12 protein-coding genes and 2 pseudogenes are annotated in these 11856 nt (G+C 57.8%); 5 read left to right on the forward strand and 9 right to left on the reverse strand.

What is annotated here, in order from left to right; all coding sequences use genetic code 11:
- A partial coding sequence (locus tag PMI11_RS12960; RefSeq protein ID WP_007817568.1) for a LysR substrate-binding domain-containing protein occupies positions 1 to 819 on the forward strand: 819 nt, incomplete at its 5' end.
- 68 nt (positions 820 to 887) lie between these two features.
- Here the strand turns inward: PMI11_RS12960 and eutC are convergent.
- From eutC to PMI11_RS12990, 6 genes are all read right to left on the reverse strand, one after another.
- Positions 888 to 1691: an ethanolamine ammonia-lyase subunit EutC gene (gene eutC / locus PMI11_RS12965; RefSeq protein WP_007817570.1), complete on the reverse strand. Its 804-nt coding sequence runs from the start codon at positions 1689 to 1691 to the stop codon at positions 888 to 890.
- A complete protein-coding gene (locus tag PMI11_RS12970; RefSeq protein ID WP_007817572.1) occupies positions 1688 to 3076 on the reverse strand; it encodes an ethanolamine ammonia-lyase subunit EutB in 1389 nt (462 codons plus the stop codon). The genes eutC and PMI11_RS12970 overlap by 4 nt, the downstream gene beginning before the upstream one ends.
- Before the next feature lie 17 nt (positions 3077 to 3093).
- Entirely contained in the window at positions 3094 to 4290 is a 1197-nt protein-coding gene (locus PMI11_RS12975) for an NAD(P)/FAD-dependent oxidoreductase (RefSeq protein WP_007817574.1), read from the reverse strand.
- Positions 4291 to 4422: 132 nt separating this feature from the next.
- Positions 4423 to 5226 carry an amino acid ABC transporter ATP-binding protein gene (locus PMI11_RS12980; RefSeq protein WP_007817576.1) on the reverse strand — a complete coding sequence of 268 codons (804 nt, stop codon included), beginning with the start codon at positions 5224 to 5226 and terminating at the stop codon, positions 4423 to 4425.
- Positions 5223 to 5969 (reverse strand): amino acid ABC transporter permease, encoded by a 747-nt coding sequence (locus tag PMI11_RS12985; protein ID WP_007817578.1) that lies wholly within the window; start codon positions 5967 to 5969, stop codon positions 5223 to 5225. The genes PMI11_RS12980 and PMI11_RS12985 overlap by 4 nt, the downstream gene beginning before the upstream one ends.
- Positions 5970 to 5978: 9 nt before the next feature.
- Positions 5979 to 6905 (reverse strand): substrate-binding periplasmic protein, encoded by a 927-nt coding sequence (locus tag PMI11_RS12990; protein ID WP_007817581.1) that lies wholly within the window; start codon positions 6903 to 6905, stop codon positions 5979 to 5981.
- 148 nt (positions 6906 to 7053) lie between these two features.
- Between PMI11_RS12990 and PMI11_RS12995 the strand changes: the two genes are divergently transcribed.
- Positions 7054 to 7728, forward strand: a complete 675-nt coding sequence (locus tag PMI11_RS12995; protein WP_081493239.1) for a GntR family transcriptional regulator — start codon at positions 7054 to 7056, stop codon at positions 7726 to 7728.
- 34 nt (positions 7729 to 7762) lie between these two features.
- Here the strand turns inward: PMI11_RS12995 and PMI11_RS13000 are convergent, their stop codons facing one another.
- Positions 7763 to 8674 (reverse strand): HNH endonuclease, encoded by a 912-nt coding sequence (locus PMI11_RS13000; RefSeq protein ID WP_007817586.1) that lies wholly within the window; start codon positions 8672 to 8674, stop codon positions 7763 to 7765.
- Between the two features lie 70 nt (positions 8675 to 8744).
- On the opposite strand from PMI11_RS13000, the pseudogene PMI11_RS38060 reads away from it, so the two are divergent.
- Both PMI11_RS38060 and PMI11_RS38380 read left to right on the forward strand, forming a co-directional pair.
- Positions 8745 to 9323, forward strand: a pseudogene (locus PMI11_RS38060) (recombinase family protein); the annotation flags it as partial.
- Positions 9324 to 9339: 16 nt separating this feature from the next.
- Complete coding sequence (locus PMI11_RS38380; RefSeq protein WP_051034570.1) at positions 9340 to 9621, forward strand: recombinase family protein; 282 nt, start codon at positions 9340 to 9342, stop codon at positions 9619 to 9621.
- Positions 9622 to 9654: 33 nt separating this feature from the next.
- Here the strand turns inward: PMI11_RS38380 and PMI11_RS13010 are convergent, their stop codons facing one another.
- Positions 9655 to 10878 (reverse strand): type II toxin-antitoxin system HipA family toxin, encoded by a 1224-nt coding sequence (locus tag PMI11_RS13010; RefSeq protein ID WP_007817590.1) that lies wholly within the window; start codon positions 10876 to 10878, stop codon positions 9655 to 9657.
- 22 nt (positions 10879 to 10900) lie between these two features.
- Positions 10901 to 11215 carry a helix-turn-helix domain-containing protein gene (locus tag PMI11_RS13015; protein ID WP_007817593.1) on the reverse strand — a complete coding sequence of 105 codons (315 nt, stop codon included), beginning with the start codon at positions 11213 to 11215 and terminating at the stop codon, positions 10901 to 10903.
- A gap of 246 nt (positions 11216 to 11461) precedes the next feature.
- Here PMI11_RS13015 and PMI11_RS38065 point away from each other — a divergent pair.
- Positions 11462 to 11856 (forward strand): annotated as a pseudogene (locus PMI11_RS38065) (hypothetical protein); the annotation flags it as partial.

Here is an 11856-nt window from a genome sequence, read left to right on the forward strand (position 1 = left end):
AACGATCCCTGCACCAACGCCGAGCGTCTTGGCCAAAAGCTTTTCCAGAGGCGTAAGGGCACGCGCATCACCCTGACCCCCGCCGGCGAGAGGTACCGGCAGGGTATTGAAGAGCTCATCGATCTTGCGCGAAAACTGGATGATCCCGAAGGCTTACGGCAATTCACCAGTGGCCGCGTTACCATCGGATTCTTTGACGACTTGGCGCCCTTTTATCTCGGACCTCTGCTAGAGGTCTTGTCAGCCCGCTTACCTGAGGCCGATGTTCACTATCGCATTGGCGGATTTACGCAGCTAGCCAAAGAGATGTTTGAGGACAGAATAGACCTCAGCGTGACCTATGATCTTGGGTTCGATACCAGTTTTGAAAGACAAAGGCTGATCGAGCTCGGCCCATGCGCTCTTGTTGCCGACGGAACGGAATTGACCAATCTATCAACGATCAGTCTTCAGGACCTTGTCCGTTTCCCTCTCATACTTTCGGAGGAAGGCCTCTCGATACGACATGTGCTTCGGCTATTTCAGAAGATAAACGCCAAACCGACGGTTCAGCATCGGGTTCAGTCCCTGGAGGTGATGCGGAGTCTCGTTGGCGGCGGCGAGGGCATCGGCATCAGTTATACGGTCCCTCCCTACGAGGAGACCTACGATGGGAAACGCATTAGAGCCATTCCGATTAACGAGGAGTTTGCAAAGGAGCCAATCATTCTAATTCGCAGCGGCTTGACGCCTGCGACTGACCTGCAGCATCAGGCAGCAGAAGCTATCCTTCATTTCTTTCGCAACCGACAAGCTAAGCCAACAGATCCGTTGGCTTGATGAGTTTGACCAACGTTGACAGCAGAACAGAGGCTAACTTCACATTATCTCAATTCACGAAACAGGAGCTATGAAGGTACCGAAAGACCTAGGCGAACCGGTTCGCTTTCGTCTTTCAACTGCACGCCTGTCAGGCCCAAACAAAAAGCTCGCTGCACTAGCCAACTCAGCTTGAATGCAGCGGCTTCCGCGTCCAACCCGCCCGGTCTTATGTTCGACACGCAATTGCGATCGGCATCCTTCCGATCTGGTCCCGGTTTCCAGGTCAGATAAGCGCCAAGACTGTCCGCCGCGGAAAGGCCAGGACGTTCTCCCAGAAGAATGATGGATGCGCGCGCAACCAAAACGTGGGCGACCTCGTCGGCAAGGGCGACGCGTGCTTGGCTGGCCAATACGAGCGGCCCAATAGAAAGCTTCATACTTTTCAATCTAGGCACTAGGTTGCCCAGCAATGTTGCCACGCCCGTCTGAACCGCGCTTGAAGAGAGTCCGTCGCCAACGACCACAACCACATCGTGCGGGCTCGCTGCGCGGGCTTGCAGCAATTCGCGAGAAGTGGGCGACAGGCGGCGACCATGGTCTGGGCGTCTGAGATAGGTCTGCCGATCGTTGGCGACACTGTCGACCCTTATCATCTCCAAACCTAGCCCGGCGCAGCTCTGCTCGAGGGCGTCGAAATCCAGAGGCTGGTGGACCGCGTCGCGGGCTCGGGCGTGATCGAGCGTGAAGCTTAGAAGCGATTGGGTCGGCATGCCGGATCCCGCTCTCCCGAGCGCCAGCCTGGCACTGGTCACTCCCGACGGTATGTTGAGCTGGTCGGGTATTACGGCGGGTGACGAAAATGCTTGCAGATCTTTGTCGTCGTTTGTCATGATACGAGCCTAACCATGTCCGACATCAGCGGATTATCGTTCCCTATAGGCTTCAGCCGCCCGGAGGAGTCGGTCATTCCCATCTTGACGAGCCACTCTGCAAATTCAGGCGCGCGCTTGAGGCCAAGCTGATCGCGGACATAGAGCTGATCGTGAAACGACGTCGACTGGTAGTTCAGCATAACATCGTCCGCGCCCGGAACCGCGATGATGAAATTGCTGCCCGCCGTACCCAACAGCGTCAACAGCACGTCCATGTCGTCCTGGTCCGCCTCCGCGTGATTGGTGTAGCAGATGTCGCAGCCCATCGGCAGGCCGAGTAACTTCCCACAGAAGTGGTCTTCCAATCCGGCACGGATGATCTGCTTTCCGTCGTAGAGGTATTCCGGCCCTATAAACCCGACCACGGTGTTCACGAGGAGAGGCGAAAATGGTCTGCAGACCGCGTAGGCGCGGGCCTCACAGGTCTGTTGATCGAGGCCGTGGTGGGCATTGGCCGACAGGCAGGATCCTTGGCCCGTTTCGAAATACATCACGTCCTGGCCGACCGTTCCGCGAGAAAGCGACAAGCCTGCGGCATGTGCCTCGCGGAGTATTGACAACGAGATCCCGAAGGAACTGTTCGCGGCCTCTGTCCCCGCCACGGACTGGAAGACGAGATCGACGGGTACGCCTTTCTCGATCAGTCCTATCGAAGTCGTGGCATGGGTGAGGACGCAGGACTGGGTCGGAATATCGAAGCGCCTGATGAGCTCGTCCAGAAGATGGACGATCTCTGCGACCGCGGCAGGCGAATCCGATGCGGGATTGATACCGATGACCGCGTCGCCGCAACCGTATGCCAGTCCTTCGAGGGTCGTCGCAAGGATGCCGCGTGGGTCGTCTGTGGGATGGTTCGGCTGGAGTCGGGTCGCCATCGTACCCGGAAGGCCGACAGTGCTACGGTAGCGTTTGATCACGCTGGTCTTGCTCGCGACCCGGATCAGGTCCTGGTTGCGCATCAATTTCGACACGGCCGCCACCATTTCGGGCGTGAGCCCGGGAGCAAGTCGCGTCAGACGCTCTGTCGTCGCATGATCGGAGAGGAGCCAGTCACGGAAATCTCCGACGCACATGTGGGCGACGGGCGCGAAGGCTGCGTTATCATGGGTGTCGACGATCAGACGGGTGATCTCATCGTCGTCATAGGGGATCAGCAACTCCGCCAGGAACGTCTTCAACGGCACATCGGCAAGGCGTATGCGTGCCGCAGCACCCTCCTCTGCCGATCCGGCCGCCACCCCTGCCAGAAGGTCTCCGGAGCGAAGCGGTGTCGCCTTTGCCATCAGATCCTTCAAGTTTCGGAAAGCCCAGGTCTGATTTGAAAGAACGGTTTTATAGACCACGGTTCGCTCCCAATATGTCAGGCCGCCAGCATCGAGCTGACCATGCGTGCTGTTCGCGGCGCGAGCGTCAGACCGATATGCCCATGGCCGAAAGCGAAGATGACATCCTTGCCACCCTTGGATGGGCGGATGACGGGAACCGAATCCGGCATCGACGGTCGGAATCCCATCCAGGTCCGACTTGGTTCGCCGAGCTTCGGGAAGACCCGGCGCGCATTGGCCAGCAGGACTTCAAGGCGTCTGGGATTGGGCGGAGCGTTTATGCCGCCAAGTTCGACGGTCCCTGCGACCCGCAGGCGACCTCTCATTGGGCAGAAGTAGAAGCCATGGTGTGTCGGGCATACCGGCCTTTCGACCGGCATGGTGTCCATGTCGAACTCAAGGTGATATCCCCGCTCGGTATCGAGCGCGACACGCTCGCCAAGCTGCCGGGCGAGATTACCGGAATAGGCACCCGCAGCGATCACGGCCGCTCGTGCATGGATGATGTTGTGCGATGCTACCATCTTCACGCCGTATCGCTCTCGCGCTATCATCTTGACGGCGTCGCGAACGAACTGAACGCCAGCCCGTTTAGCTGCAGCCGCCATCTCCGCCATGACGATGCCGGGATCGGTGAAATTGATTGCGTTCGGAAAAAACAGGCCTCCACCCTCCACCGGCGGCAGGTGTGGCTCCAGACGTAGAACCTCGTCCGGATTGAGCAGTTCCTGCGAGATGCCGTATTGTCGGCGAAGGGCGATGTCGGCTGACGCCGACCTGAACGATTGTGGCGTCTGATAGAGGTAAAGGCAACCCTTTCCGCTGAGCAGCGCAGACGCACCGATCCCCGCAGCCATATCAAGCCATTCCGTCGCAGCTTCGGACAGAAGGTCTGCAATACGGCTGGCATTGTCCTTGTATCTGTGCGGTAGCGACTCGTAGGCAAATCGCATCAGCCACGGGAGCAGGGTCGGCAATGCCGCTTTCCGAATAGATAGGGGACTGTCTGCATTGAAAAGCAGCGACGCCAGGTTCCTGAGGACGGCAGGTGTGCCGACAGGGAGTATCGCATAATCGGCCACTGTTCCCGCGTTGCCATAGGATGCTCCCGAACCAGGTTCGTTGGGCTCGATCAGCACGACGTCGCGGCCATCGGCCCGTAGCCTGATAGATGCTGCCAGGCCGATCACGCCGCCGCCGATGACGGCGATGTCTGTTTTTATGGTTTCCATGAAATCTGCTTTTGCCTCGGAGGAAGGGACTTCACAGCCCCCGCATACCGCGCCTGGATATTGCGGTGACGCGGCATGCTTAAAAAGAGAGACGGGGCGGTTATGTTGGCCTATTTCCCGTCCTGGTTCGGCCTAGCCTGGCGAGGCGTAGCGCGCGACATATGCAGCGGTTCGCGCTTCCTTCGGGTGATCGAGAACGTCGCCGGGAATTCCCTGTTCGATGATCCGGCCACCGTCTATGAACACTACCCAGTCCGAGACTTCCTTCGCGAAGGGAAGTTCGTGGGTGACCAGGATCATCGTCATGCCGTCGGTCGCAAGCTCGCGCATGACCCGGAGTACCTCGCCGGTCGACTCAGGATCCAGCGCGGACGTAGGTTCGTCGAACAGCAACACCGTCGGATCGAGCGCCAGAGCGCGCGCAATCGCGACACGCTGCTGCTCGCCACCCGACATCTGTTCCGGATAGGCCATGGCACGTTTGGCAAGTCCCACTCGTGTGAGGAGGTTGACCGCCCTCTCGACCGCCTCCTTCTCATCAATCGCCGCGGCATGCATCTGGGCGAGGACCACATTCTCCACGGCGGTCAGATGCGGGAAGAGGTTGAAACGCTGGAACACCATACCGACACGCTGCCGAAGCTTGGCAAGGCTGCGACAGGTTATTTCTCCGCTGGAGAAAATCGTCTCTTCACCGATCATGATCGTTCCCTGATCGGGGCGCTCGAGAAGATTGACGCAGCGCATCAAGGTGGTTTTTCCGCCGCCGCTCTGCCCGATGATACTGATGATCTTGCCGGCAGGAACCTCGAGATCGACATTGTCGAGTACGAGACGGCCGTCAAAGGACTTGCGCAGTCCACCGATCTTAATGGCCGGGTGAGCGGGCAACTGTTCTGCTACAGGAGCGGGTCTTGTCCGAGCAGTAGTCGTCATTGGGGGCTCCTCTCTGCAAGCAAAGCTTTCGCGAGCTTGAGGCGACGTCTCCTGCCCAGGGACAATGGCACGCCGGCGTGGATACTGCGTTCGAGCCAGAGCAGGCACTGGGAGACAGGGTAGCAGATGGCGAAATAGACCGCTGAAATCACCAGGTATACTTCAAGCGCGCGGAATGTTTCCGAAGCGATCAGCTGCGCTTGCGTCATGAGTTCTGCTGCGGAGATCGTCACCAGGAGCGAGGTTGACTTGATGAGATCCACGAACATTGTGTTCGTTCCTGGAAGCGCCAGTCGGACGGCTTGTGGCAGAACGACATGGCTGAACGTCTTGCCCCGCCCGAGACCGAGCGCCTGAGACGCTTCCTGCTGTCCCCGATGAACGCCGGCGATGGCCGCGCGGAAGATCTCGGAGAGGTAAGCGGCGTAGAACAGCACCAGGCTCAGAACACCGGCCTCGAAGACTTGCAGTTTGACTCCGACCGTTGGCAAACCGAAGTACGTCAGGAAGATGATCGCCAGAAGCGGCACGTTCTTGAAGATTTCGGTGTAGACCGCCGCGGGTATCCGGAGAAGCCGCGATCGGTTGAGCCTCATCAGCGCTAAACCCAGTCCGAGGACCGTCGCGCCAATGAAACTTGTTGCTGTATAGCCGAGGGTCTTTGAAAGACCCCCAGCGATGCTTCCGACATAGTCACCCCAGGAAACCTGGAACATGTCAGTGAAGGATGACAACAGTGTCATGCCACAACCTCACTTCTCGATCGAAGGCGGGTTCCAGTCCGAAGGACGATCGATGCCGCGGCGTTGAGCCGCCATCTCGGGCGAAGGAACCAAGAACTGCTTCGGATCGCCACCCCACTTCGTGATCAGGGTGGCGAGCGAGCCGTCCTTGTACATGGTGTCGATCTGGTCAGAGACCGCCTTTTCCAGCTTCGGAGCCTGCTTAGGAAGGTAAAATCCGGTCATATAGGGCTGGAAGTACTTGTAGTCGGGATGAGCCGCAACCTGCTCGGCTGTCGGCGGCTTCATGTATTGGATGCCTACCTTCATGTCTGGGCGCTGTGTCTGCTGGTAGGTGATCAACAGAGGATCGAGAAAGCCGACATCCAGGCGTCCGGACGCGATGTCCTGGAATACGCTATCGGCACTCGGAAATGTATGCGGCGTCGCGTTGGGAACCTGCGCGATCGACTTCGCCCAGACGTATCCGGTTACCGTTCCGAGGTCCTTGCCTTCGAGGCTTGCGACATCCGGAAAGCTCGCGGGCGCTTTCACGGCAAGGGCTGGAGGCGAATAGTATGGAGGATCGGTGAACAGACCGACTTTCTGACGAGCTTCCGACCAGGCGATGCCGCCGATCGTGATGTCAGCACGCCGGGTCTGCACGGACGCCAACATTCCGTTGAAGTCGGTCACGCTGACTTCCATCTTGAGGCCGAGCTTTTCGGCGACGACCGCAAGGATGTCGCTGTCGAGGCCGACGAGCTTGTCGTCCTTCATCGCCGTGTAAGGCATGTATGGCTCGATCGTCACCACGAGCGTATTCGGCTTGAGAAGCTCCAACTCTTCGGCGCTGGCCGCAGCCGGAATGGCCAAACTCAACACCCCCAACCCAAGTCCTGCTACGGCGATCAAGCCGCTAGCCATCACATTCTTCAGAAATTCAGCGCTGTTCATTTAACCCTCTTTGCTCTTATATATTGCTGATATATTGAAGGTATATATTTATGATGCCGCGTCAAGCAGATTCGTTTCGTGCTTGTTTTTTGGGCCGAGTGGGCGCTTGGGTCGGCGAACTCGAACAGTGAGTAGAAAGATGGTAACGATGATGGCGTTCGAGGCGGAGTACGAAGACACAGAATCGACTCTCGCTGAGAGAACCTACCTTCGATTGCGCGATGACATCATAACGACCGTTCTCCCTCCAGGGACCCTTCTACGCGAAGCCGAGCTTATGAAGCGGCTGGACGTCGGTCGCACGCCGGTTCGCGAAGCGATCCAACGTCTGCAGTATGACGGCTTTGTCTTCGTCAGCGCGCGGCGAGGCACCTTCGTGAGCACGATCGACATCAACGACCTGACGGCTGTCTACGAAGCGCGCGCACGAATCGAATCTTGGGCTACGCGGCTTGCCGCTGAACGTCTACGCGAGTTCGAACGGCTGGAAGCTCGTCAGTTGATCGAGGAGCTGAAGGAGACGACTGGACCAATGGCGCTGGAAGATATCCTGGCTCTGGACCGGCGCGTTCACCGTTTCGTCTACAAGGCGGCGAAGAACCCATATCTCTCTAACACGCTGGATCACTATCACAACCTGTCGCTAAGGATCCTATACGTGGCGATGAAGCGATACCCGACGTTAGTCCCTCGTCTCGAGGACGTTCTTCGCGAGCAGGTACTGATGCTGGAGGCGGTTTGCTCAGGTGATGCGGATCGGGCCGAGAAGATCGCAATGGATCATGTGGCGGTCTTCGAGGTGGAGGTTCGGAAGGTGATGTAATAGGCGCCTTGAAGGGATATGAACCACCGGCATCCTAATGTTTGAATGTATTCTCACGATGCCATTGTAGAAACTGGGGATGCGGGCGCTCGTGAATACCCGCCGGCGAGATCGCCTTTCCAGTCTTGTTGATGAGACCCTGGATACTGTCGCGATCGTTTGCATGGCGTGAGACCAGGATCTCAAGATCGTCTGACAAGCCGATAAGGCCTCGATCAAACATCCAATGTGCAGTTCCGGAGAGCGCAATGCCGTTCGACAAGATGTCTGGTCCATTTGCTTCAACTGGGCGGATATGGGCAGCATCAACCTCGGCGCGGCCGCCGCCATTGATGAGCTTCAAGCCGGTTACCGCACATCGTTTGTCGTAGGCTTGCAGGATCAAGCGACGAAACAGGCGATCACGAACGATGCGCGACGAAAGCTGCGTGACCCGCGCCCTATCCTGCTCGATCATAAGAGGAGCTTGGACATCCTCCGAGAACCCGTTCGGCGACAACGTTTCGATTGCTTGTCCTGACCGCGGCAGTTCCGGTTGATCTTCCGCCAGTCCGATTGAGAGAATGCGGTTGAAATCTGTTGCTGAGATCGGCCGCACTGCGGCCTGCGCTCGTCCCGAGATCCGTCCCGCGTCGTTCAGCACACCGCGCTCGATCACGCCATCCGGCCCGCTAAAAGGAACGGCGTTGACGAAATCCAGGTAGCTACCGGGTTCGATGAGAGCCAAATACATGACGGGCGCTTTGGGATCTGGAATGACCTGTGCGACTTTGGCCACGGCGAAATATCCGCGGGTCGCCGCCACCTTTCGGGGCTCATAATAGATGATCCAGTCCCCAACACTGGCTTGGACGCGGCTGAGATATTGGCCCGGAAACTGATATTGCTCAGCCGGGCTGTCGTCATAGATCGAATCTGAGCGGTGAATGAAAACCCCGAATCCCATTTGCAATATCTACCATAGCGATCGAATCAAAACAGGGAGATCGGTCACTATGCATGCCTCCAAGCGCGTTATGCTTTACGCGCGTTACTCAACAGATCAACAAAACCCCGCCTCGATCGAAACCCAGCTCGATCTCGGAAAAGAATTTATTCAACGGCAAGGCTGGTATCTGGCTGACACTTTCGTTGATGCTGGCATCAGCGGCTCGTCATTCGAAACGAGACCAGGTATTCAGGCTGCGTTGGCTCGGTCGAATGCCGGTGCATACGACGTTTTTCTCTGCCTCACCCTCGATCGCCTTTCCCGCGACCTGGAGCACAGCGCCCGTATTCTCAAGATTCTGCAGTTTCATGATGTTGAACTCTGGACGGTCCACGGTGCTTCAGCGGTGTCATCGATGGAATTAGGACTGCGCGCCGTCCTCAATCAGGAAGTTCTCGAGCAAGTCCGCTATCGCACGCGAGAGGGCATGAAAACCGTCGCTAAGCATGGCCGGGTACCCGGCGGCATCTGCTACGGTTACAGGGTGCGACGGGAGTTCGACGAGAACGGCGAGCCGGTGCGCGGCCTCCGTTCCATCGACCTCGATGAGGCGGCAACCATCGTCTGGATTTTCGAGCGATACGCGGATGGCCTTAGCCCGGTCAAGATTGCCGACGAACTCAATGCACGCGGAGTGCCCGGTCCACGCGGACGACGTTGGCAGGGGTGCCGCAATCCGCGGTCATCGAAATCGTGGCAGCGGCATTTTGAACAACCAGGCCTACATCGGGCGCATCATCTTCAACCGCCTCGCCTATCGCAAAAATCCCGCCACCGAACGTCGGGTCTCGCGGGAGAACGCTGCCGAGATGCATGTCGTCCAAGAGGTGCCCTCACTCAGGATCATTGACGGCAGTCTCTGGCAACGCGTGAAGATGCGACAGGAAAACCGGTGCACTGGCTAGGATTGAGCTGCATCCCTGCTGGACTTAAAGGGTTCAGTCCGCACATGTGCCAAGGATCGGCATCATCAGCCGCACATGAGCATCGATCCGCTCGAGAACCTTTGCCGGAACGACCTCGCGCTCCTGCAGCGACCACCAGAGCTCGTTCACGCGCTCGATAGTTTCGCCCACCGCCTTGAGAACCGCGGCTTCCGGAAGACGTGCGCGGTTGGCGAAGGCTTTCCATCGCTGCGCATTCATTGCCTTGAAGGGCCGCTCGCCTGCAAGCGACAGCGCCATGGCGTCCGCTGGGATGTAGGGGATCGTCGAGAGCACATCATAGACAGGCGCGAGTTGCGGTTTGTCGCCAGCTTGGCGATAGATCAACGACCAGTTCTTCAGGTGCATGTCGCCTTTGCCGGTCAAGGCAGCCAGTGCCAGTCGGCGGACGAACTCGAGCGCGGCGTCTGACGAAACTGCAACGTTCAGTGCCGCAGCGATATCATGATAGGCGGCTCCTTCATATTTGCGAGAAGGATAGACGCCGAACACCTGCGCGAAATCCTCGATATGGATCCGCTCACCGCCAAGATTGCGATCGAAGCGTTTGACGAGCAGGACTTTTCCGTCCGACAGCGTCTCGAACTCTTCCGGGATACCCTCGAACTCCGACTGCTCGACAAGTTCTCGTTCTGGTACCTCCATGCCGACCGCTTCGGCCAAAGCGAGATTGGCATATTCGTTTTCCGACACTCCGGGAAATGAGGTCGACGGAAATTTGGCGATATACGAACCTTGCTCATCGCCAAGCGGTAGGGTCAACCCACCACCTTTCCCGGTGTTCTTGATGACCGAGAGCTTCATCTGAACGCCGGCGAGCGAAAACCGAGCCTTCGGTTTCGGAATAGGCGGATCGTTGAGACCAGCAACCGTTCCGTCGCTCGGCACGACACGAACGGCACCCGGCAGATCTGACCCGAGTGCGACGAGCAGGTCGAAATCGTTGCCGGCCCGAACGGTACCGGCGTGGTGTTTTTCCATCGCCTCGCGCAGCTTGTCTTCGGGAAGCAGATTGGCGAAAAAAGCCGGCAAGGCCTTGGCAACAGGTTTTGGGTCCTTGCGCAAGCCGCCGGTGGCTGCGCGAAAAGACAGGCTGAGAACGGGAAAGCCGCCTGTTGCGCGATAGCTTTCCTCGAAGTTGAAGGCGTTGAAATCGCCGGGCGTCCGAACGATCGTGCCCACCTTCACGTCGTTCAGCATAACGTCAAGCGACGACATGAATCTCGGATCAGGAAAAGCCTTAGACACCAAGATCACCGTCCGGATGAGCGACAAATGCCGGGAGATCATCAAGATCGTCATGCGGCCGCAGCAACGCATCGACAGCAGGCACCATCGCCTGCGGCACGAGCATCAGTTCAAGCCCGAGAGCTCGGGCAATGTTGATCAGCGTCGTCGTGCGCGCCGCACTGCTTCCGGCCTCGATCTCACGATAGCGAGGACGCGATATGCCGGCGATGTCGGCGACTTGCTCCTGGGTCAATTGCCTGCCCTTACGAGTAGCCTTCAGCAGCTGTCCGATATCCAGCAGGGCATCTGACTGAGACTGCGCCATCATACCTCCCTGTCATTCTTCACTGGAATCGAGGAAGACCTACCAAAATCATCCCTTTGAGTCAAAATAAAAAGATATTAATTAGGATCATTTTGAAAAATAAGATCCATTTACATATCATTCACGGTGTTGTTTAAATCACTCAGGTCCCTCTGGCTGATCGTCTCTACGATACATGCTTTGTTAAATCTGGGCTCTTATTTCCGCTCGCCCTCGGCACTGGTGCCAGAGAGAAACGGAATAAGCATGCCCAAACACGATCTTTCATCACGTCATTTTCAGCGAAAAATTTCGGAATTTTGCGAGGTGCGTATCGCGCCGATCGCGTCAAAACGGGTACTAGAGAACGTCCCCCTACCTCACAAGCCTGATCATCTATCGCAAACGGCCGCCGATCCTGAACGGCCATCTCGACTGGACCGCGATCGGAGAAGCCTGTGGGATCGAAGACGAAATGGCAGCTGAACTGAAGAAGCAGTTACGGCCGGCACTGGATGCGATCATCAGATGGCTGAAGGCACCGCCCGTCGCAGAAGATGTTCCTCCGGCGAAGCTGTCTACGCGCGCAAGCAAGGTCGAGCCGGTCAGAAAGACAGCGGCCGCCGCCTCGACCAGAAAACGGCGTTGGTGCAGGGATCGTT

It is taken from the genome of Rhizobium sp. CF142 (genome assembly GCF_000281145.1).
GTDB lineage: Bacteria > Pseudomonadota > Alphaproteobacteria > Rhizobiales > Rhizobiaceae > Rhizobium.

Bases quoted from the DNA above. Each gene is read 5' to 3' on its own strand.
- PMI11_RS12985 (WP_007817578.1), bottom strand. From the start codon at position 5,969: ATGACACTGTTGTCATCCTTCACTGACATGTTCCAGGTTTCCTGGGGT.
- PMI11_RS12990 (WP_007817581.1), bottom strand. From the start codon at position 6,905: ATGAACAGCGCTGAATTTCTGAAGAATGTGATGGCTAGCGGCTTGATC.
- PMI11_RS12995 (WP_081493239.1), top strand. From the start codon at position 7,054: ATGATGGCGTTCGAGGCGGAGTACGAAGACACAGAATCGACTCTCGCT.
- PMI11_RS12975 (WP_007817574.1), bottom strand. From the start codon at position 4,290: ATGGAAACCATAAAAACAGACATCGCCGTCATCGGCGGCGGCGTGATC.
- PMI11_RS38380 (WP_051034570.1), top strand. From the start codon at position 9,340: ATGCACGCGGAGTGCCCGGTCCACGCGGACGACGTTGGCAGGGGTGCC.
- eutC (WP_007817570.1), bottom strand. From the start codon at position 1,691: ATGACAAACGACGACAAAGATCTGCAAGCATTTTCGTCACCCGCCGTA.
- PMI11_RS13015 (WP_007817593.1), bottom strand. From the start codon at position 11,215: ATGGCGCAGTCTCAGTCAGATGCCCTGCTGGATATCGGACAGCTGCTG.
- PMI11_RS12980 (WP_007817576.1), bottom strand. From the start codon at position 5,226: ATGACGACTACTGCTCGGACAAGACCCGCTCCTGTAGCAGAACAGTTG.
- PMI11_RS13000 (WP_007817586.1), bottom strand. From the start codon at position 8,674: ATGGGATTCGGGGTTTTCATTCACCGCTCAGATTCGATCTATGACGAC.
- PMI11_RS13010 (WP_007817590.1), bottom strand. From the start codon at position 10,878: ATGTCGTCGCTTGACGTTATGCTGAACGACGTGAAGGTGGGCACGATC.